17 protein-coding genes and 1 rRNA gene are annotated in these 23225 nt (G+C 48.6%); all 18 read right to left on the reverse strand.

All coding sequences use genetic code 11. From position 1 onward, the window contains the following. A 16S ribosomal RNA gene (locus BN2762_RS05240) occupies positions 1–332 on the reverse strand; the annotation flags it as partial. Positions 333–1018: 686 nt separating this feature from the next. Continuing rightward, positions 1019–2194 (reverse strand): MFS transporter, encoded by a 1176-nt coding sequence (locus BN2762_RS05245; protein ID WP_055105983.1) that lies wholly within the window; start codon positions 2192–2194, stop codon positions 1019–1021. A gap of 146 nt (positions 2195–2340) precedes the next feature. Next, complete coding sequence (locus BN2762_RS05250) at positions 2341–3858, reverse strand: ABC transporter substrate-binding protein (RefSeq protein ID WP_083484774.1); 1518 nt, start codon at positions 3856–3858, stop codon at positions 2341–2343. A gap of 245 nt (positions 3859–4103) precedes the next feature. Continuing rightward, complete coding sequence (ligA, locus tag BN2762_RS05255; protein WP_055105984.1) at positions 4104–6113, reverse strand: NAD-dependent DNA ligase LigA; 2010 nt, start codon at positions 6111–6113, stop codon at positions 4104–4106. Between the two features lie 154 nt (positions 6114–6267). Continuing rightward, positions 6268–8592, reverse strand: coding sequence for a DNA helicase PcrA (gene pcrA, locus BN2762_RS05260; RefSeq protein WP_055105985.1), 2325 nt, complete (start codon positions 8590–8592; stop codon positions 6268–6270). Positions 8593–8639: 47 nt separating this feature from the next. After that, complete coding sequence (gene pcrB, locus BN2762_RS05265; RefSeq protein WP_187386478.1) at positions 8640–9338, reverse strand: heptaprenylglyceryl phosphate synthase; 699 nt, start codon at positions 9336–9338, stop codon at positions 8640–8642. A gap of 163 nt (positions 9339–9501) precedes the next feature. Further along, positions 9502–10359, reverse strand: a complete 858-nt coding sequence (locus BN2762_RS05270) for a phosphatidylinositol-specific phospholipase C/glycerophosphodiester phosphodiesterase family protein (RefSeq protein ID WP_055105986.1) — start codon at positions 10357–10359, stop codon at positions 9502–9504. A gap of 21 nt (positions 10360–10380) precedes the next feature. Continuing rightward, entirely contained in the window at positions 10381–11787 is a 1407-nt protein-coding gene (locus BN2762_RS05275; protein ID WP_055105987.1) for an undecaprenyl-phosphate glucose phosphotransferase, read from the reverse strand. After that, a complete protein-coding gene (locus BN2762_RS05280; protein ID WP_055105988.1) occupies positions 11784–12728 on the reverse strand; it encodes a glycosyltransferase family 2 protein in 945 nt (314 codons plus the stop codon). Before BN2762_RS05280 ends, BN2762_RS05275 begins: the two co-directional genes overlap by 4 nt. A gap of 165 nt (positions 12729–12893) precedes the next feature. Next, complete coding sequence (locus tag BN2762_RS05285; protein ID WP_055105989.1) at positions 12894–15833, reverse strand: S-layer homology domain-containing protein; 2940 nt, start codon at positions 15831–15833, stop codon at positions 12894–12896. Positions 15834–16057: 224 nt separating this feature from the next. Then, positions 16058–17041 carry a glycosyltransferase family 2 protein gene (locus BN2762_RS05290; RefSeq protein WP_055105990.1) on the reverse strand — a complete coding sequence of 328 codons (984 nt, stop codon included), beginning with the start codon at positions 17039–17041 and terminating at the stop codon, positions 16058–16060. Between the two features lie 89 nt (positions 17042–17130). Next, positions 17131–17466, reverse strand: a complete 336-nt coding sequence (locus BN2762_RS05295; protein ID WP_148499879.1) for a hypothetical protein — start codon at positions 17464–17466, stop codon at positions 17131–17133. 52 nt (positions 17467–17518) lie between these two features. After that, on the reverse strand, positions 17519–18388 hold the full coding sequence (gene rfbD, locus BN2762_RS05300; RefSeq protein ID WP_055105992.1) for a dTDP-4-dehydrorhamnose reductase: 870 nt from the start codon (positions 18386–18388) through the stop codon (positions 17519–17521). Then, complete coding sequence (gene rfbB / locus BN2762_RS05305; protein ID WP_055105993.1) at positions 18385–19407, reverse strand: dTDP-glucose 4,6-dehydratase; 1023 nt, start codon at positions 19405–19407, stop codon at positions 18385–18387. Before rfbB ends, rfbD begins: the two co-directional genes overlap by 4 nt. 13 nt (positions 19408–19420) lie before the next feature. Then, the gene (gene rfbC / locus BN2762_RS05310) at positions 19421–19969 is read right to left on the reverse strand and encodes a dTDP-4-dehydrorhamnose 3,5-epimerase (RefSeq protein WP_055105994.1); all 549 of its coding nucleotides are present in this window, start codon (positions 19967–19969) and stop codon (positions 19421–19423) included. Between the two features lie 24 nt (positions 19970–19993). Beyond that, complete coding sequence (locus tag BN2762_RS05315) at positions 19994–20734, reverse strand: sugar phosphate nucleotidyltransferase (RefSeq protein WP_055105995.1); 741 nt, start codon at positions 20732–20734, stop codon at positions 19994–19996. Positions 20735–20752: 18 nt separating this feature from the next. Continuing rightward, entirely contained in the window at positions 20753–22108 is a 1356-nt protein-coding gene (locus BN2762_RS05320; RefSeq protein ID WP_055105996.1) for a UDP-glucose dehydrogenase family protein, read from the reverse strand. Between the two features lie 85 nt (positions 22109–22193). Further along, the gene (locus BN2762_RS05325) at positions 22194–23162 is read right to left on the reverse strand and encodes a GDP-mannose 4,6-dehydratase (RefSeq protein WP_055105997.1); all 969 of its coding nucleotides are present in this window, start codon (positions 23160–23162) and stop codon (positions 22194–22196) included. Positions 23163–23225: the final 63 nt, after the last annotated feature.

The raw sequence follows: 23225 nt of genomic DNA on the forward strand, positions 1-23225 counted from the left end.
CCCAGTGTGGCCGTTCACCCTCTCAGGTCGGCTACGCATCGTCGCCTTGGTAGGCCATTACCCTACCAACTAGCTAATGCGCCGTAGGCCCATCCCTTAGTGACAGATTGCTCCGTCTTTCATTGCTCCTTCATGCGATGAAGCAAATTATCCGGTATTAGCTAACGTTTCCGCTAGTTATCCCAGGCTGAGGGGCAGGTTGCCTACGTATTACTCACCCGTCCGCCGCTAGGTTGATTCGGAAGCAAGCTTCCAAAACAACCCCGCTCGACTTGCATGTATTAGGCACGCCGCCAGCGTTCGTCCTGAGCCAGGATCAAACTCTCCAATAAAGTTGGACGTCCGTCGCCCGAAGGCGATGACAATCCAGTTGGAATAAGCTGATTAAGCTCATTTTGAATCTGACGATTCATGATTGAATCATTAATTAACGAGTTCCATTTGTTCAGTTTTCAAAGAACTTGCTTGTTTCTATCCAACGCAATTCAAGTATTTCTATTTCGTCGGACATTTAAATATAATAACAAATTTCTAAGTTGTTGTCAACCATCTTCGAAGCTAATTTATTCAGCTCGTTTCAAGCGACAAATAATAATTTACCACGGCCGAGAACAGAATGCAATATATTTTTTCAGAAATGACTATGGTAATAATATCCGTATCTTTTTAGTCCAATAAGACGGGCCGTAAACAGCAATTCCGCACCTTTAAATAATCCGTTATGCAATCGTTCGTTATAAGCGAGCACTACATATTCTCCCCATCTTAGAACACAACTTTTGAACTCCGGATTATCTTCTAAAGCTGCTTATAAACAAACAGCACCCTCCCGGTGCTGCCGGATCTTGCTTTCGGACTCTTTCTCTAGATGTATGACCTCCATTTGATTTTCTTCCGCGCTGCGCCTAGTCCTAGTTGCCGCTATGTTCTTCTTAAAAAAGAAGGTTAATCCTGCGTATTGGCCCGAGGATTAACCAAATGAAATACTAATGCAATAAAATATACGCCGCCAATCGACCTATATGCTGCTTCTCTTCATGCCTTTGCGCTCAGCATACTGCAGCAGCGCAATAACTAAGCCCGCCAGCAGCAAAAACGCAGCTGCAATTCGCAAAGCAACATCATAGTCCGCTGTAAGGGCTCCGATTCCCGAGGAGCCGGCCACGACGCCCAGAGAGAAAAAAGCATAAAACAATCCAAAAGCTCGCCCCTTGGACTCGCCGCTCACGTTATTCACTAATAGAGCATTCATCGACGGGAATAATAAAGAGAATCCAAACCCGTACAAAGCCATCACAGCGAACATAACCACCTGCTCCCGAAAGAACGACAGCAGCAGCAGCGAAAGCATGATAACCATCCCGCCCCAATACATCAAAGTCAAAGAGGAGAGGCGGTCAAACCACCGGTTGCTTGGCAAGACGAACACCACAATCGCGACTACACCAAAGGTGCTGAGCATTAAACCCGAGGCTTGCGCCGAGAACCCTAGCTGATCCGCCTTCAAGGGCAAAGCATAGGTCAAGGCTCCCATCGCAAACATTAGCGAGAATGCACCGACATAGGATTGCATCACCGGCTTCTTGCGAAGAATGACTTCAAACCCTGCCAGCGGCTGAGATGGCTCCGGCTGAAGACGACGGGTGATCTGCCTTGCTCCCGATGCTGGCACAGCCGCCCAGACAAGCAGACCGCCAAGCGCGAGCAGAACCGCTGTTCCAATAAATAAAGGATGAAGGCCCAGCTGGGCCTTCGTAATCCCCGCCGCAGCCGGACCAACAATTGCCGCCGCGCCGACGGCCGCACCGGAAAGAGCCATCGCCCTTCCCGGCTGCCGCGCCGAGGCAAAATGCGAGATCAATGTAAAGGCGCTGGGCACTAAGAGTCCTCCTGTCAGCCCATGAACAAAACGGACCGCGATAAGCTGCCAAGGCAGGCTTACGAGAGGATACAGCAGCATCACTCCCGCTGTAAGGAAAAAGCCTAACAGCAAGATGGTTCGTGCGCCAAAACGGTCGATCCAATAGCCTGCTGCGATATTTCCGAACATATTGGTCAGCGAATATAATCCTACGGCAAGACCAATGACGAATGATCCGGCGCCAAGGCTCTTGGCGAACGGCCCCATAATGGGGAGCTGTATAAACAAGTCCATAAAACAAAGCATGACGATGCCGTACAACAGTCGTTTCATTTACACATCCACCCGTTCTATTTTAGCCAGCCGAGTCACCGGGCCATTCCATCAAAGTCCATAACATTATCAGGATATCCGCTCCAACTCCGTGGAAGCTTAAGATAAGCAATCCTTGCGTTCAACCCGTATCATATATCTAAAGGCTAGCCTTCGCTGCCGCCTTCGGTTGAGTCTTGCGTATCGGCTGTACCTTCCCCTTCAGCTCCGCTAGAGCCTTCGCCCGAGTTTGAGCTTGGTGCCGAATCATCCGCAGTCCCTTCGCCCGTGCCGCCCTTAGCTTCCTCTTCCTTCTTCTTCTCTTCCTGTTCCTTAACGGCCTGATCCAAAGCGACTTGACCTTCTGCCTCAATCTTGGCCAAAGCTTCATCCAGAGATTTGGTGTTATTCTCAACGGCCTTCAACTCGGATTCGAGCAGAGGCTGGAATTTCTCGAAGAATGTGCCAGGTATTTTTCTATAGCCCGAGTAATCGACTGGCAGCGGCTTCAGCTTATAAAAGGCCTCGAGGCTAACGCCGTTGTATTCCGTGGTATACCCCATCCGGGACAGCAATCCATTGTTCAAGCTTCTCGATTTAATCTTGGCAAACTGATCGCCGTTCACAAATTTAATAAATTCCCATGCAGCTTCCGTATTCGGAGAGTTAGCGGAAATGGAGAACACTTCACTCATGCTGATACTTCTCGATTTATCCGGCTCAGTAGAGGCTGCTGGTCCTGCTACGATTCCAACCTCAAAAGGCTTATAGTCCTTCAAAGCTTCTGCCGCTTCCTTTAAATTGCGGAGGACATACGCATCGCCTGTCGTCATCGCTGCTCTACCCACAACAAACGGCTGGCTCTGATAGTATTCTTCCATTGAACCGCCTCGGAAGCCGTCCTCCCCTGGATTATAAAAAACGTCGGCCTTTACTGCATCGATGGCAGTCTGGTAAATTCTCTTCCACGAATCGGTGTTTACCGTTAGCTTCATAGTGTTCGTATCGATCTGCTCGATTCCTTCATCTGATGAAATCATCGATGCGAGCTGCGACATATCCATTCCCCAGCTATTGCCGAAGCCGTATATACGGGTCTTCTCGTCGCCATCGGTAGGGAATTGCTTGGCCAACTCAATGATGTCGTACCAGCTCATGCCGTCACGCGGCAATTCCACACCGTGTTTGGCGAACAAATCCGCATTGTACAAAATCGCCGAACCATAAAAATTAGGGGTTAGACCATAAATTTTATTATCTCCGCGCTCCTTCAAAAGATCAATCAATGCAGGGTAGATCGTACTGATATCATACTTATCCCGCTCAATCAATGTATCGAGTTCACGGATCCTGCCTTCCGCAACAAAGGTCTCCATCTGATCAATACTTACCATTAGAACGTCCGGCTGTTCCTTCTCGATAAATTCTTTAAAGGCCTTCTCATAATCGCCGTCCGGCCCCATATCTCTATAAATATTATTAGTGCTTACGACTTCAATCTCAATGTTAGGGTGCTCCATGGTAAACAAGTCCCCATATTGTTGGAAAAAGTAGTTCTCATCCCAGAACATTACCCTCAAGCTTTGCTGCTCGGGCTCTTTCGCACCGGGATTGCTGGTACATCCCGCTACAAGCACGAGGCAAATGACAAAGAATAGCGCTTTTTTCATTCCTTTAATAGACATCTTTACCTCCAAAATTTGTATTTTCACTAGTTCATCATTATAAACGTAATTGGCACCAACTTGGTTACATTTTTGGAAGCATTTTATCCAATAAAAAATATTAGCCCCTGATAGACTCCCTGTTCTACAAGGTAGAACGTTGGATCATTCCGCGATCAGCGCCGCCCGATTATATATAAAAAATCCCCCTAGCGAGCAACTTCCTGCCAAGGGGATTTCAGTATTTACTTGTTGGCCAAAGGCATTCATTCGTTCAACAGACGGACGAACTCGTTCTCGTCCTCGATGACCGGAATGCCAAGCTCTTTGGCCTTGGCCAGCTTGCTGCCCGCCTTCTCTCCAGCGATGACAAGGTCGGTCTTCTTGGACACGCTGCCCGTCACCTTCGCACCAAGAGCCTCAAGCCGCTCCGTTGCCTCATCGCGGCTGAGCTGGTGCAGCGTACCGGTAAGCACGACCGTTTTGCCGGTAAAGAAGGAATCTTTCGAGGGGGCGCGCTCCTCCGGCGCCTTGGCCTCCACGCCAAGCTCCAGCATTTTATGAATCCCTGCCTGCATGAACGGATCCGCGAAGAACGTAACGATGCTCTCGGCGACAATACCGCCGATATCAGGCAGCTGCATCAGCTCTTCCTCCGTCGCCGCCATAATTGCATTTAAATCGCGGAAATGGTCGGCCAGCACCTTCGTGGTCGATTTCCCCGTATTCGGAATGCCCAGTGCATACAGAAAGGAAGCCAGGTCCCGCCCCTTGCTTTTGTTGATCGCGTCCAGCAGGTTGTTAGCCTTCTTCTCGCCGAAGCGTTCCAGCTTGATGAGCTGCTCGAACGTGAGCTCATAAAGGTCCGCCGGCTCGTGTACATCCAGCTCTTCGTACAGCTGCCCGGCGGTCTTATCGCTAAGAGACTCGATATCCATTGCATCGCGGGAAGCGAAGTGAGTAATGCGGCTGACAATTTGCGGCTTGCAGTCGAAGCGGTTGTTGCAGAACAGATGGGCTCCCCGCTGCTCTAACGGAAAGCCGCAGGCCGGACAGGTATCCGGGAACACGATTTCTCCGCCGTCCTGCTCATCCGTCACTTTGCCGAGAATCTCCGGGATGACATCATTGGAACGCCGGATGAATACACGGGTTCCCAGAGCAAACTTCAGGTTCTTGCGCTCGATGTCTCCGGCATTGTTCAGCGTACAGTTCTGCACGGTTACACCGGCAAGCTCGACGGGTTCGACCTTGGCGAGCGGCGTAATTTTGCCGGTCCGCCCGACGTTCCAGGATACCGACTCCAGAACGGTCGTTGTCTCCTCAGCTTCGAATTTATAGGCGATCGCCCATCTCGGAAATTTATCGGTATAGCCGAGCACCTCGCGGGTTCTCATATCCGTAACTTTAACGACGGCTCCGTCGATCAGATAGTCAAGCGAATCCCGTCGCTTCTGAATATCCTCCAACGCCTTCATCACCTGGGTGAAATCGTCAAAATACTCGACATACGAATTCACTTTGAAACGATTCTCCCTCAGGAAATCCATCATCTCGCGGTGATCGGCGAATTGAATACGGTCTGAGTAGCCTACATTGTAAAAATAAGCGCTCAGCTTGCGCTCCGCCGTCGTCCGCGGGTTCAAATTCCGCAGCGCGCCCGCAGCGGCATTACGAGCATTCTTAAGCGGCTCGGCAGCGGTCTCATTGTATTTGGCCAGGACGGACAAATTCATGATGCCCTCGCCCTGAACCTCTATTGTGCCTTCGCTGTAGGGAATCGTCAGCGGCACGGACTTGATTGTCTTGACCTGGGCGAGAATCCCTTCGCCGACGACGCCGTTCCCCCGGGTGGAGGCCTGAACGAGCTTGCCGTCCGTATAGGTGAGGTTCAGCGTCAGCCCGTCGAATTTAAGCTCAACGACATAGGTAGGCGCCGGGAGCGGGGTGTCCGGATTTTTGCCGTTATAATCCGCGATCAGGCGAAGCAGCCGATTGTTCCAGCTGATCAGATGCTCCTCCGTCTGCGCTTTGTCCAGGCTCCAGAGCGGAGCCAAATGCCGGTGGGGCTCGAAGCCCTTCAGCAGCTCCCCGCCGACCCGTCCCGTCGGGGAATCGGGCAGGACGATGCCTGTCTCCGCTTCAAGCGCGGTTAGCTGATCGTACAAGGCATCATATTCCTTGTCGCTGATCAGTGGCTGATCCAAGGTGTAGTAATGATAGTTGTATTGATTCAATTGCTCAATAAGCCGCTCCATCGTTTGCATCGCATCCATATACGGACAACCCTCCTAATTAGGTTATGTATCGAAAGGGGGACCAGCACATCTACTTGTACCTGGCCCCTAGCCATTCGTTATTTTCTAGTCCAATTAAATGTCCAATTGAAGCTACAAGCTGAAGTCCGCTGTCGGGTTACCTGCCCTTCTATTACTCCTCCACTTTAGTGATCGGCGCAAAGCCTGCAAGCAGACGCTTCACTCCTGTCGGAGCAGGAAACGCGATTTGCAGTTCCATATCATTCCCCGTGCCCTTTACCGCGACGACAGTTCCGATGCCCCATTTGCCATGCGACACTTTGTCGCCCGCATTGAAGTCGGCCGAGCCTGCCGGCTTCACAGCCTGGGCTCCGGGAACGCCTGTAGTCACGGTAACGCCGCTCGATGCCGGCGCGAAAGGTCTTGCTCCTCCCCGGTCAGCCGTCGTCCGGTGGCCAAAGTTACTTCCCGCACCGCTGCCGAAGCCACGGCCGCTGTACGCCCCGCCAATTCCTGCGCCCCGGCGGTAGCGGTCGCGCGGGATGTCGGTATCCTCCTTGAGCTCCTCTGGAATCTCCTCGAGGAACCGGGATGGGGCATTGGCCGTCGTCCGGCCGAAGAGCGTCCGCATCTGCGCACAGGTGAGGAACAGGCGCTCCTCTGCTCTCGTAATGCCTACATAAGCCAGGCGGCGCTCCTCTTCCAGCTCTTCGTTGTCCATGAAGGCACGGCTGTGCGGAAATACCCCTTCCTCCATTCCGATAATGAAGACGATCGGGAACTCCAGCCCCTTGGCGCTATGCATAGTCATCAAGGTGACCGCATCCCCAGGCTGGCCTTCCTCCTCGTCATTCATCGTATCGATATCGGAGATCAGCGCGAGATCAGTCAGGAATGCGACCAGCGACCGGTCTTCATCGTTATTCTTCTCGAACTCCATCGTCACAGACAGGAACTCATCGATATTCTCCAGACGGGAGCGGGACTCAATTGTATTCTCATTTTGCAGCTCCAGGCGGTACTCTGTCATTTCCAGCAGCTTCTCCGTCAGCTCGGTCACGGACAGGAATTCGACCATCTGATGCAGCGCCGAGATCATATCATAGAATTCGACGAGCGCATTCCGCGTCCGCCCGGCGAATCCGAGGTCATCCACCGTATAGAGCAGACGGAAAATCGATATCCCCCGCTCTGCCGCCGCTGCCGTCAGCTTGGCGACGGTCGTGTCCCCAATGCCTCTCTTCGGTACATTGATAATTCGCGTCAGGCTGATATCATCGTCCGGATTAGAGAGCAGACGCAAATACGCGAGCAAATCCTTGATCTCTTTGCGATCGTAGAACTTGATCCCGCCTACGATTTGATAAGGGATGTCTGACTTGATCAGCGTTTCCTCGATGACGCGGGATTGAGCGTTCGTCCGGTACAAAATCGCGTGATCCCGATAGCTTCTGCCTCTTTTGATGCTATTATGAATTTCCGACGTGACGAAATAGCCTTCCTCATGCTCGGAGCTTGCGCGGTATACTTTGATTTTGTCCCCGTCGCCTTTATCTGTCCATAGGTTCTTGGGCTTGCGGCCCGTATTCAAAGCGATGACAGCATTCGCCGCATTCAGGATGTTCGAGGTAGAGCGATAGTTCTGCTCCAGCAAAATGGTCGTTGCCTCGGGATAGTCCTCTTCGAAGTTGAGAATGTTAGTAATATCCGCTCCCCGCCAGCGGTAAATCGACTGGTCACTGTCGCCGACAACGCATATGCGGTGATGCTTGTTAGCCAGCAGCTTGCAGAGCATGTACTGGGCGCGGTTCGTGTCCTGGTATTCATCGACATGAATGTAGGAAAATTTCTTCTGGTAAAAGTCAAGCACTTCAGGAACTTCCTTAAACAGCTCGATCGTCTTCATGATCAGGTCGTCGAAGTCCAGGGAATTATTCTGGCGGAGCCGCTTCTGATACATCGTATACACCTTGGCCACGATACCCTCGAAGTAGTCTCCAATTTTCTGCTCATACTGCTGAGGAGTGATTAATTCGTTCTTCGCGGTGCTGATCATCGATTGAACGGCCTTTGGCTCAAATTTCTTCGTATCGATATTGAGGTCCTTCATGCAGTTGCGAATGACGGACAGCTGGTCGGTGGAATCAAGAATCGAGAAGCTCGAGGAAAAACCGATCCGCTCAATATCCCGCCGCAATATCCGAACGCACATTGAGTGGAAGGTCGAGACCCAGATGTCCTTGCCCTCTTGCCCTACCAGCTGGGATACGCGCTCCTGCATTTCCCTGGCCGCTTTATTCGTAAATGTGATCGCAAGGATCGCCCAAGGCGGCGCTTTGCGCGTCGCTATAAGGTAGGCGATGCGATGGGTCAGCACCCGCGTCTTTCCGCTGCCCGCACCCGCCATAATGAGCAGCGGTCCCTCCGTCGTCACCACAGCCCGGCGCTGCTCGGGATTCAGCCTAGTTATCGCTTCTTGTATATTCACAGGTTGCATAGAGATGCTCCTTTCTTCATTTCAGAACGCCTGGCAGCAGAGGCTGCTTATGCACGCTCCGGCTTGACCGCGGCCACCGTAGACAAGGCCTGCTCCAGGTCACTGTACAGCGCATTGCCGACCACGATCGTGTCGCAGGCTGCTGCGGCAAGCCGCGCTGTGCCGGCATCCTGGATGCCCCCGCCATAGAACAGCCTTGATTCGCCCAGCGAACGATGCACAGCAGAGACCAGCTCCAGATCGCCGAGCCTGCCGCTATATTCGAGATAGACGATCGGAAGATGCAGCAGCTTGTCTGCGATTTCCGCATAGGCTGCGGCCTCCGATTCCGTCAAGGCTGCGTTCGCTTCGGAGATGGCCGCTGCGGTGCAATCCGGATTCAAAATGATATAGCCCTCGGGAATCAGCTGCTCCCAAGGGATCAAATAGCTATATTTATGGGCGGCACGGGCATGGTGGCCGATCAGCCAGTCGGGATGCTTCGTGTTGAGCACCATGGGGATCACGTATAAATCAAAGCCGGGAACGACCGCCTCCAGGGTCGAGACCTCCAGCACGCAAGGAACCTCGAACTGGCGGACTCGCGATAGTAGCTCTACCGTATTATCATAGGTAACGCCGCTTGAGCCCCCCACCATCACCGCATCGGTGCCGGATAGGCAGACCGCCTCCAGGGCCGCATCATCCAAGATGCGATCGGGGTCTATTTTGAACACATGTCGCCAAGACGATATCGTTTGCTTCAATTCCATTCCTCCCACATCGGCACGAAAAACGGGGCCCGCCACACGCCCCGCCACCTGAAATTCCCAATATTCATGATGCCTGTTTTATCGCGATATAGCCGCTTTATTCCTAGTCTAAGTGACGATGGATACCCTGTCAATGTTCGCATGATAGGGGAACAGATTAAGACGCGGCATCGGTATCATTTCCGGCCAGAAAGTCGCTATAAAAGCCGTATACACCTATTTTCTTATAATTGGACACCAGCTTCATATCATTGATCGTATGAACATACGTCGGGATTCCGGCCCGCTTCAAGGTTTTGACCAGCTTCTCGTTGACCCTGCCCTCGGACATGGTCACTGCAGCAATTCCGCTGCTCCGGGCAAACTGGATCACCTGCCGATCGCTATCCTGTGACTGATAGAGCGTATAGATCACGGAATCAAATGGATGATGCCGTTTGATCTGCCCCAGCATCGGCTGGTTATAAATTTGCGGCACGATACGGTCCAGCAGCTTCGGATCCCTGCGCTTCGCGCTTTCGACGATTTTCGCAAAAATACTGTCGATCTCCTCGGGCTTGATCTGCTTCGTATCCGTCACGATGTAGATATCCGGATATTCCGCCATCAGCTCCACGATGTCGTCCCAGAATAACGGTTCGTACCGCCCGTCGATTTTGGCCTGCTTAAATTCCTCGGACGTCCATACCGCGCCATAACGATCCTCGCTGAGCCCTTCCTGCTGACGGAGCATATTCGTAAAGAATTCCCCCCATTCATGGCGAGCGATCAGCTTGTCGTCCTTGCTCAGCAGCAGATCCACCTCGAACACCCGGGTTCCCTTCTCATAGTTGACCATAAAAGCCTCCAGCGTGTTCGTGTAGGTCATGTCTTCAATGCCGCCCATCGCATGAGCGATAATGCGGTGAGCCTTGAAGCCGGTGAACGACTGCTCCGCCGGCCGCAGCCCTATTGCAAGCAGCACGATTCCTAGCGCGCCGGCGGCCAGCAGACTGTATAGCAGCTTATTTCTCATCGTTTACAACATCCCCAAACTCTAGTAAGCATTCTTGTTCACAAAACCGTGAATGATCGTCCGCAAAATGATTTTAATATCCAGCAGCATCGACCAGTTCTCAATATAGAAAATATCATGCTTAATCCGTTCCTCAATCGAGGTATCCCCGCGCAGGCCATGGGTTTGTGCCCAGCCCGTGATTCCCGGGCGGACATGATGCTTCACCATGTACTTCGGCACTTCCTCCCGGAACTGCTCCACAAAGTATGGACGCTCTGGACGGGGGCCCACGACGCTCATATGCCCGGCGAGCACGTTGAAGAACTGCGGCAGCTCATCGATGCTCGTCTTGCGGATAAACGCCCCGAACTTCGTTCGCCGCGGATCATTCGCAGTCGTCCAGCCCGTGTCTGGCGCCCCTTCAGGAAGCACGTTCATTGAGCGGAATTTATACATTTGAAAGGTGCGGCGGTTCAGTCCCACCCGTTCCTGCTTGAAAATGACGGGTCCCGGGGAGGTCAGCTTAATGCCGATCACAACGAACAGCATCACCGGCGAAGTGATCATAATCGCAGCTATTGAAAATACAATGTCAAAAGCGCGCTTCACCAAGCGGTTGCCTGCCATATCCAGCGGAATGTCGCGGACATTGATCATCGGCATGCCCGCGAAATTGTCGAAGTACGGCCTTGCCGGCAGGTAATCGAAAAAATCGGGAATAATCAGCGCTCGCACGCCGGCCTTCTCGCAGCTGGCAATAATTTTGGCATACTTGGAATGCGCCTCCAGCGGCAAGGCCAGCACGACCTCGTCGATAAGCTTGCTCTCCAGAATATCCTCCAGCTGAGCAACTGTACCGAGAATCGGGCTGTATTTCCCCTTCTCGCCCGCATCCCACTGCTGGAAATCGTCGAGAAAGCCGATGATTTCATAGCCAAGCTCCGGATATTGCTTCAGGTTGTCGTGAAATTTGCGGCCGAGCGAGCCGGCTCCGATAATAAGCACGAACTGCTTGTTGTAACCCTTTCGGCGGAGCTGCTTCAGCGATCTTTTTAGAAAATAACGATACAGCATGATAAACAGCAGATTAAAGACCATATAAATCGCCAGATAATACCTCGAAATATCGACCTGCTTTACGAAGAACATCAAGCTGAGCAGGATAACGAGGCTCGTAAAATGCACCTGGATAATCTTCAGCACTTCATCAGCAAACCGTTTCTTGCGCTTAGGCGAATAGAAGGAAATGAGAATTCCCACCAGAATGGATACGGCACCGTAGACGAGGCTCCAAAACGCATAGATCTCAATGGGAAGCGGCTGCTCGTAGGGAATGAGGCCGCTCTCGAATTTCACCCACCAGGCCAACAGAAAAGCGATCTGAACGAATATGAAGTCCGTTAAAATATAGAGTTGGGTCAGGAAACGCTGATTTTTCCGGATCATCGTCTCACCTCCATGTTACCGTTAGTTCCTTGCGGCGATTGAGCCGATGCCGAAGCGGGTGCCGATCGTACGGCCGGCTTGCCCGGCTTCAATTTATTGCTGATCACGGACAGCATGAATTTCACGGCGATGCCCAAGCCGATGAGGCCGTTCGTCAGCCACGAATATCGGCGCTTATAATGCTTGCGGTGAAATACCCACATCGCCCGGTGGAACTCATAGATAATCTTAAATGGCTTGCGCCGGCTGCTTGCTCCCTTATAGTGAACAATGTATGTAGCAGGCTCATACTGAATGCCCCAGCCCGCTTCCTTGATCCGGTAGCACCAGTCGACATCCTCGCCGTACATAAAAAAGGTTTCGTCTAGGCCGCCGATTTGCTGGATGACCTCGCGCCGGACCAGCATGAAGGCCCCCATCAGGCAATCGACCGGATAAGCCTCGTTCGGATCAAGATAGCCCAGCTGGTATTGGTTGAACCGCGGCGTATTCGGGAACAGCCGGGAGAAGCCAAAGGCATAATAGAAAGAGGCGGAGGGCGTAGGAAAGCCGCGCCGGCAGGCTTTATCCAGCGAGCCGTCGGGAAGGATGATCTTACATCCCGCCGCGCCAAGGTCCGGGCGCTCATCCATCAGGGACACCATCGTCTGCAGCGTATCCGGCTGAATGATCGTGTCCGAGTTGAGCAGCAGCACGTAACGCCCATTAGCGGCTTCCATCGCCTGATTGTTCGCTCTGGCGAAGCCAGTATTCTCCTCGTTGGCTATGAGGATCACCTGCGGGAAATCGCGGGAAATCGCCTCTACGGAATCATCCGCAGAAGCATTGTCGACAACAAAAACCTCATATTGATAGGCCGTCCTGGAGTCGAATACCGATTGCAGGCAATCGAGAGTTAGGCGGCAGGTATTATAACTTACGATGATAATGCTCAAGTCCATTCAAAACGCGCCCCTGACAAAATTAGTAATCTCTCGACATTATATCATAATAGATAGAGTACTTATATTAAACGAAAAAAGAAGCGGCCTTTCAAGGTAGGTTTGCCCCCTGAAGGCCGCTTCTATCAAATAGCAATTAAGAACGAAGCTTAAGATATTTTCCGCTTATTGCAGATTTGCTAGAGCGTCAAGCAGCGACTGCAGGGCCGCAATTTTGACCGAGTGGTCAACCCCAGCTCCCAGCGCATCGTTGACAGCTTGAATTTCGCTGGCAAGCTCCGGTCTTCCCAGGGCTTCTGCAACAGCCTTGGCCTCAATTAGCAGAACATCCATCGTTGGCAGCTCAATTTCCAGCCAGCTGGTAACCTTGAAGCCTCCTCGGGTCAACTCAACCTCTGCACTGTAAAATACCGAATCGCCGGTATTGTTATATTGGCTTAGAATCACCTTGCTCTGATCCGGACTCTTCGTTAAATAAACATCATCCGTTACGGAGCTAGGGAACAGGCTGAGAATTTGAACCTCCGTATCGTCCAACAAGGATTGCCCTGGATATGTTAGCGATAGCGCCTCGTCAAGCTGCGCATCGTACGTAACCGTCGTAACGGATGCCAGTTTGTTTTGCTCCTCTAGCAAAAGCGCATACTCTGCATTTGGATCAGATACGGTACCGCTTGGGGCATCATTCATTAAAATATTTTGGTCGATGAACTCTATGCTGCTGCCTTCGATTTTCATATCGAATACATGCCAGTACAGCTCATTGCCTTCTCCCACAGGAATATGATAAGTGGCCATAGGAGTGCCGCTCGCGTCATATACCTCTACCTTCGCGGAGGATTTGCGCAAGGTTTCTCTGCCATCATAGCCGTTCCGAGAATAGTTATGCACATAGAACGTATACAGGCCATCGACTCTTTGGCGAATGGTCGTTGTCTCCGGGCCGTAGGAGTCTACATCATCGTGATCCAGGTCGGCGTAGACTTCACCGTTAAAGTAATGTACTTTGTCTCCGTACCAGGTGTGGAAATTACCGCCAGCAGGCGTAGGGCCAATGAGATGGGAATCCTCGTCCAGAGGCCGCTCTCCCCAGGTCAGCACAATGCGCAGCTCCCCGGATTCAGGCACTTTAATCGCCGTTGCGTCTTCATTCCGGTTAAACTGGTCGCTGACGGACACTCCAACTACATAGCCTTTAATAAATCCAGCCTTGTTCAGCTCGCCTGTATAAATCCCAGCCGGCAGGTTAACCAAATACCGTCCATTCTGGTCGGTGACTACAGTTGCCGCGACGGCGCCGGACGTATTGGCAAGGCCTCTGCGGAACTTAATCGTCATGCCCTCCACCGGTTGATCATCTACATCTACAATCGAACCTGCAAAGCCAGTCAAATATGCGCTTCCGCTCAGAATCCCGCTGAATTTGCTTACTCCTTCATTTGGCGTCACCTGTACAGCGAGTGGCTTGCCGTAATGCTCCTCCAATGAAACAGGGTCAAAGGAGAGCTCATTCGCCGCGCTATTGAAAGCCATGTTCTCCAGACTGACGGCTTCTCCGGCAATCGTCGCAGTAACGTTCAGATCGGCCAGCTCCAGACCTGGGACTGCGCTCATGAATTTCAAGCTTATTTTACCGTTCGTTACAATCAGGTGGCTGTCCTCCGGCTGGGTAGAACCGCCATTATTGCCGCTGTTGCCCCCGCTGCCGCTTGAGCTCGATCCGCTCGTAATTCCTGTGCCGCCAGAGGATAATTGCCCGTTAATGTGAACAGAGTTGTTGCTAATATAGCTTGTACTTCCCGGACGCTGCGCCAGGGTTGATCCAGAGGCGTTGATTACAGCATGTCCAATCGAGCCCTGCCCACCGACGTTCGTCGCCGCGTTCAAAATCAGCGAGGAAATGAGGGCCGAGGCGCCGATTTGAATGTTATTGCCTGCAGCTTGATCACCGATGGACAATTCACCGATCGAGCCCGAGGCCAGATTGATGTTCAGCGAAGTCGCCACCACGTCCACTGTCTCGAATTTACCTGCAAGCGATATTTCAGCTCCTGCAGGAATTTGCTCCGAGAGGATCAGGTCCTGGAAGCCCAGTCCGCTTAGTCCTGCTTCTTCCAGAATAGCGCCGGATTGCAGAGTGACCTGCGAGACCACACTGCCGCCCTCAGCAACGATGCGAACACTCCCGTCCTTTTTATTGACAATGACCGTTAGCAGCACGGAATCTACGACATGAATACTGTTCTTGCCGCCGCCTTCAACGATCGTTGATCCTTTGACGGTAACATTGTTCAGAGTGACATCTCCTTCGCCAATGCCCTCGCCCAGCAGCAGATCGCCTTCAATTAGAAGATTATTCAATGTAATGTCTGCAGCCTTAATATGTACTGAACCTTTGATGGTTTCGGTTCCGGCGCTAGATCCATAACTTCCCGCTTTATCGTAGGTTACGATGGCTTGGCCAGACGTCTGCTTCAAGGCCCGATCCAGCACGCTGACCACTTCTGCGCGAGTTGCTGGTGCAAGAGGGTTGAAGCTGCCGTTGCTCCCCTTCATAATCCCGTTGTCCGTTACAGCGCCGATTGCTCCTTTGCTCCAAGCCGGACTGTTCGCCGTATCCTTGAAGGAATGGAAAGCATCGGATGGCTTAAGCCCGAGCAATGACGTTAAAATAACGGCCAGTTCTTGCCGGCTAACGTCGGCGTTAGGCTTGAATGTTCCGTTCTCGTAGCCCTTCATGTAGCCTTTAGCCGCTGCCTTGGCCACCTCCTTGTAATACCAGGCCTCTGCCTTTACATCACTGTAAGAGACAGCCTTCGACTCTTCCAGTTGGAATGAACGGTTAACCAAAGCTGCCAGCTGGGCTCTTGTCACTTTAGCGTCCGGCTGAAGATTGCCTTGTTCATCCCCCTTGATGAAGCCCTTGTCCTTCCACTCCTTCAGGACTGCTCCTGCCCAATGCTGCTGAAGACTGCTTCCCTTGGCATTAGTCTCGGCATTTGCCTGTGCCGGTGCAGTTAAAGCTCCTGCTGCTGAGGATACCAGCAATGAAAGTCCAAGAATCAGACCCAGGAATTTGTTGCTCTTTCTTCTAAGCTGCTTCAATCCTACTTCCTCCCTGTAAATAGATAAGCTAAACTGCACCTATCGAATGATGTTTGCTTATTCATTATACATACTAAAGTCTTAGTTGAATATACAATTTTAATGTTTTAGTAGGACTGGAATACTATAATGATTATGTTTTTTCATTGGGACTGGTTGTAGTGTTCAAAGCTTGTTGAATATTAACAAAAGAGGAACCCATCCTGAGATGAGTTCCGGTGAGTTTAGAGCTTGTTTTTAGGTTTATTTTGAATTTTGTTTTGAATCGCCTGCCGTTTCAGCCTGAGTTCAGGCTGCTGCTGCCAGAAGCTTCTCCAAGCGGTCAACACCTTTGGCTCTCTAAACAGGATGTATGCATGAGTCATCAGTTCATAGATCACCAGTTTAGGGAGATGCCTTAGCCAGCCAATTCCACGCAGATTTTTATAGATCATCTTATACCGGTTAATATAGGACATTTTACGAATGAAAATAGGCTGCTGCCTTCGGCTGCCTTTTTTCCAGCCTCGCTCATGCAGCCCGATGGCTTCTGCACAATAATAAGCCTTCCAGCCAAGCTGCTCCGCTCGCCAAGCCACATCCACATCTTCTTTATAGGCGAAAAAATCCGCGTCAAAAAACTCTTCTTGAATCGAAATATCCTCAATCATCGTTCGACTATATAAGGCTGCAGCTCCTGATACGCCAAATACTTCGCCAGAGCTGCGCCACTCCTGAGCCGAATCTCCAGCTCCTCGGTCAAAGGCACGCCAAATCCCGTTCATAATGATTCCAGTGCTATCGACCGTTTCTGGTGTGGACTTCAAAATAAGCAGCCCCGTAGCACTGCCAACATCCGGGTGGCATAACATATAATTAACAAGTTTCTCGACATAATTCGACTGAAGCTGCACATCCGGGTTTAACACCAGAACATAGTCGGTTTCCGTGAGCTGAATCGCCTGGTTATGTGCCGGAGCAAATCCTGTATTCACTAGATTGGGAACCAGCAGAATTTCAGTTCTTATCTTGTCATCGCTAATGCTGCCAGTATCATTCACTCGCTCTATAAATGATCTGACACGATCCACCGTATCGTCCGAAGAAGCGTTGTCGATAACAACCACTTGATCGATTCCATAGGTCTGCTGCATGACTGCGTCGAGACATTCCACGATATCGTCTGCACTGTTATAAGTTACAATATGAACGCTAACGGTAGGTAACATAGGCTAAATCCTTTTCTAAATTTATTATTACAAGAAAAGAGCACCGCTAAATCCGAGTGCTCTCTACCAATTTATCCTTGCGGATCGGGTTATATCTGTACATGATCTTCCAGTCTTTCAAGCCGGCGGAGAATTTGATTCAAATCAGCTTCCATTCCGGTCATATGCCGACGCTGCGAATACGAGTCGTTACGATATTCCTCTAATCGATCCGATAATTTATCCAGCTTATGTTCAATGGCTTCGATTCTAGCCGTCTGCTGCTCTACTTGACCCAATCGTTGATCCATGGAATCCAACCGTTGATCCATTTGCGTGAGTCTCTGATTACTTTCTGCCACCATCTGAATAAGCTGCGCGAGTAATTCCTGTTGTTGTTGAAGTACTTTCTCAATTTCCATCTCAACAACCTCATTTCTTGCCATGATACGTCCCATTATAACAAACCCAACTAGTGGCTGCCATACTATTGTATCATTATTTACTTGCTGCAAGCTCACCTAAAAATGCCTTTAAACCTTCTCTCCACGGACGGAGATCCTTGAAACCGTTGGTGCGAATCGCCAAGTGTTCCATGACCGAGTTGCGAGGCCGCGGAGCCGGGCGAGGAAAATCTTCTGTGGTACATGGTTCGACACAAGCCGAATAAGCCTTGCCCAAGATACTCTCTGCTTCATCAAAAATCGCCTTGGCAAATTCAAACCAAGTGCATTCCCCTGTGTTAGAAGCATGATAAATTCCGTACTTCTCCGTCTGGGTAAGCTCGAGCAAAAACTGCGCCAAATCAACGGTATAGGTCGGGGATCCCTTCTGATCATTAACCACCTTCAACTCAGGCTTCTCCGCACCTAATTTTAGCATGGTTTTCACAAAATTATGTCCATATAGCCCGTACACCCAGGAGGTTCGTACGATGAAAAAAGCGGACGACAAGCTCTGTACCAGCACCTCCCCAGCCCGCTTTGATTTGCCATAGATACTCTGTGGGTTTGTATTGTCATATTCATGATAAGGAGCTTGTGCCGATCCATCAAATACATAATCCGTACTGATATAACAGAACTTCGCGTCTACGCTCTGTGCAGCCAGCACCATGTTTCTAGTCCCGGAAGCATTTACGGCGTACGCTGTGTCGATATCACTCTCCGCTTGGTCCACGGCCGTATATGCTGCACAATGAATGACAACGTCCGGTTTGAATTCCTGTGTGCGCTCTAAGCAATTTTGGTAGGCCGTTATATCCAGTATCTCTCGGTCACAGGGCAGCACTATATGGTCAGCTTGCTGAAAAAAGCGAACCACGTCCTGCCCTAATTGCCCTCCTGCTCCAGTTACAAGGACTCTCATGAAAGCTCACCGAGCCGATCCCCATACTGCTTAGCATAGTACTCTTGATATGCACCAGATTGGATTCGAGTCCACCACTCTTTGTTTTGCAAATACCACTCAATCGTTTCCTTGATGCCAGTTTCAAAGTTATGTTTCGGCTTCCAACCAAGCTCACTCATAATCTTAGTTGGATCAATGCCATAACGGCGGTCATGGCCTGGGCGATCTTTTACGAAAGTCATTAGTGACTCCGGCTTGCCCAATTGTTCTAAAATAGTTTTAACAATTTGTATATTGGTTCGCTCATTATGACCACCAACGTTATATACTTCGCCATTTTTCCCTTTATGAATCACAAGATCAATTGCGCTGCAGTGATCTTCAACGTATAACCAGTCCCGAACATTCAAGCCATCACCATAGATTGGAAGCGACTCATCGGCCAAAGCTTTAGAGATCATAAGGGGGATCAGCTTCTCCGGGAATTGATATGGGCCGTAGTTGTTGGAGCAGCGCGTAATATTTACAGGAAGACCAAAAGTCTCGTGATAAGCACGGACTAGTAAATCTCCTCCTGCTTTACTTGAGGAGTACGGACTATTAGGTTCAAGCGGCGTCTTCTCCGTGAAAAATCCCGTATCTCCGAGGGTACCGTACACTTCATCTGTAGAGACTTGAACAAACTTTGTAATCTCATACTTACGGGCGGCATCCAACAACACTTGGGTACCCAGCACATTCGTCTTCACGAAAACGTCCGGCTCCAGGATGCTCCGGTCCACGTGGGATTCAGCTGCAAAATTCACGATGACATCAACACCTTGACTTACGAGCTCATCCATGGTCTTAGCATCCGTAATGTCGGCCTTAACAAACGTATGCTTCGGATTATTCTCCACCGATTTTAAATTTTCCAAATTACCTGCGTACGTCAGAGAGTCCACATTTATAATTTCATACTCCGGGTACTGCTGTAGCATATATAGCACAAAATTGCTGCCGATAAATCCGGCACCACCTGTAACCAGCAATTTCATGAATTGAGACCTCCTAGTCAAAGTTCATTTCTGCATCCGCAAATGTCGGGTGATTCCGATCTTTACCGGATAGCAATGGTTCGCCAACCGGCCAGTCAATGTTCAAAGCCGGATCATTCCATAATATGCCGCGGTCATGTTCCGGGGAATAATATTCGTCCACTTTATAAAAGACTTGCGTATTTGGCACCAAGGTACAGAATCCATGGGCAAATCCTTTAGGTACTAAAAGTTGACGCTTATTATGCTCGCTGAGTATGACTCCGATCCATTGTCCAAAAGTAGGGGAGCTGCGACGAATATCCAGAATTACATCATAGATTGCCCCCGTGAGCACCCGGATCAGCTTGGTTTGTGCTTTAGGGTTCAACTGGTAATGCAGTCCGCGCAAAACACCAGGCTCTGCAGATAGCGATTGGTTATCTTGGATGAATTGATGATTGACTCCAAGCTCCTTCATAACCTGTTCATTGTAACTCTCCATAAAAAAACCCCGGTGATCGCCATGTACCACCGGTTCTAGCAGGCTGGCGCCTTCTAACTTTAAAGGAGTTAATTTCATGGATGACTCTCCTCCTTATACTTACTATAACTTAAGTTTACCAAATTCTTCGCCAAACACGATATCTTGCGCCAAATCATGAGCCCGGGCTAAGGATGCATGTGTTCCTGCATCTGTCCACCAGCCCTTTAATACATCGTAGGTTAGTTCTCCACGTTTAATATATGCATTATTGACGTCTGTAATTTCTAATTCCCCTCGAGCAGAGGGCTCCAAAGTCTTGATTATATCAAATACGGTGTGATCAAACATATATATCCCCGTTACAGCATAATTAGATTTAGGCTGTTTAGGCTTTTCTTCGATGGAAACAATACGATCCCCATCCAATTCAGGAACTCCGAATCGTGTTGGATCACTTACTTTTTGAATTAATATTTTTGCACCAGCCTGTTGCCTGAAATTAGCTACGAATGGAGAAATATCATCTTCAAATACATTATCACCTAGAATAACCACCATTTGATCATCACCAACAAATTGTTCAGCCAAATCAAGCGCCTGGGCAATCCCCCCAGCCTCGTCTTGAACCTTGTAAGTGAATGTGACCCCCATCTCATGACCGCTTCCGAGCAAGTTAACGACGTCGCCCATATGGTCTTTGCCTGTAACAATCAAGATATCAGTGATTTCTGCTTGTTTTAATTTATGTACCGCATGAAAAATCATGGGGTATTTACCTACAGGTAGAAGATGCTTATTAGTTACTTTAGTCAAAGGATAAAGGCGCGAGCCTGTACCTCCTGCTAGAATTATACCTTTCATTTGGTTATCTCCTTTATATCATCTGACAAAACTCAATTTTTTATTTGTATTTAAATTCTCACCATTTATAGAACTTACTGGAAACCTGCCCATACCAATATAGCTAATTTGATCTAATTGTTCAGGAGTTAAGCAATTTCTACCGTCAATAATAATTGGACAATTCATTAATTGTTTATTTTTATTCCAATCAAATTCTTTTATCTGTTTCCACTCTGTAACTATAATACAAGCATCAGTATTCTTTATGGCTTCCTCAATACTTAAACAATAATTTACTGATGATCCAAGCAACTTTTTAGCCGGCTCAATTGCAATTGGATCATAAACATTTATTCTAATGTTATCCCTACTTAATTCAAGTAACGAATTTATAATTTTTATGGATGGGGCTTCACGTAAATCATCTGTTTCAGGTTTGAAAGAGAGACCCAAAATAGAAATCGTTCTACCTTCAACAACTGGATAGATACTTTGAAGTTTCTGTATAACTTTCAAGTACTGCACATCGTTAACTTTAACTACTTCTTTAAGTATTCTAAAGTCATAACCTGCACGTTCAGACATTTTAATCATACCTAAGGTATCTTTAGGAAAGCAGGAGCCTCCAAAGCCTACACCAGCATTAAGAAACTTATTCCCAATCCGGCTATCAGCACCAATCCCCTTTGCTACTTCTAGTACATCGGCACCTAAATGTTCCGCTAAATTTGAAATCTCATTCATAAATGAAATCTTCATAGCTAAAAACGAGTTAGCAGCATATTTTATTAATTCAGCGCTTCTAGTATCTGTTACTTGAATCGGTGAATTAAAAGGCTCATGTAGTTTAACAAGAATTTCTTTAGCACGATCATTATCTACACCAATAATAATCCTTTCACCATTTAGAATATCATGGACCGCGCATCCCTCCCTTAAAAATTCAGGAACAGAAGCAACGGAAAATGGGACATCCGGACATACTTCTTGAATTATTTTCTTCACTCGATCAGCAGAACCCACAGGCACTGTACTTTTATTTACTATAATTTTTTCTTCTTTCATCGCTTGGCCAATTTGTCTGGCAGCCGCATCAATATAAGATAAATTAATATCCCCGTCTTCCATGGAAGGGGTGCCTACAGCAAGTATGATTATCGTAGAGCTTCGAACTGCTGAAGTTATATCAGATGTAAAACTCAATCTCCCCTGCTGCATATTTTTTTTCATTAGCGGCTCAAGTCCCGGTTCATAAATAGGACTAATGCCTTGAATCAACAAATCAAGCTTAGTTTGATCATTGTCTACACAGATAACTTGATGTCCCAGCTCTGCATAACAAACCCCTGCAGTCAAACCAACATATCCAGTTCCAACTATTGTTATCTCCATAACTCTCCCCGATTACTTGTTTATTTCCGACAATTTCTGCACTCATGTCGAATAATAATATAATTTTAACATATGTTGGTGTAATTTACGTAATTCTTAATAACAATTCACGATTATCAACATACCATTTCAGGAAAGATTCAACACCACTTTCAATAGATGTTTTAGGCTCAAATCCACTCAACTTATTCAGTTTAGTGATGTCAGAATAAGTTATAGGCACATCCCCAGGCTGTTCGTCTAATATTTCTATGTTGGCCTTTTTACTCAATCCATTTTCAAGTAATTGAATTAATTGTCGGAGTTCTACTGTACTTGAATTACCAATATTATAAATTTCGAAATTTTTAGGTCTTTGAAGCACTCCTAGGATACCCTCTACAATATCATCAATGTAAGTGTAATCTCTTTTGGTATTACCATCCCCGAACATGGTCAACTTCTGTCCTCGATCAATCATTCTAGTAAATTTATGAATAGCCATTTCTGGTCGCTGGCGAGGACCATACACGGTAAAAAACCTTAAACAAGAAATCGGTATGTTATACAGGTTGGAGTATGTATAACAATGAAGCTCTCCTGTTCGCTTGGTGACGGCATAAGGGGAAATAGGCTGATTAATTGGATCATTTTCTGAAAAAGGAACCTTTGAGTTCGTGCCATATACTGAAGATGAAGAAGCGAATACAAAATTCACTATGTTCATTTCCTTACATATTTCCAGTAAATTAAGTGTTCCCAATACATTTACATTTTCATAAAGAATAGGATTATGAATAGAAGGTCGTACTCCTGCCCATGCCGCCAAATGAACAATATGAGTAGGAATCTCCTTTGTGAAAATCCCCTTAATATGACTACTATCCGTTATATCAGCATTATAAAATTTGTAGTTTTTATGAGCCTGGTGAGAAATGATATTATTTTTTTTTAACTCCGGATCATAGAACTCGTTTAAATTATCGATGACTATAACCTTATGGTCTTCAGCAAGTAATCTGTCGACAAGATTAGACCCTATAAAACCCGCTCCACCTGTTATTAATACTTTCATAAAAAATCTCCTTTAAAATTAGCATAATATCTCAGCGTAACATTTAACACCAAGTTATCAAAT

The sequence above is a fragment of the Paenibacillus ihumii genome (assembly GCF_001403875.1).
Lineage (GTDB): Bacteria > Bacillota > Bacilli > Paenibacillales > Paenibacillaceae > Fontibacillus > Fontibacillus ihumii.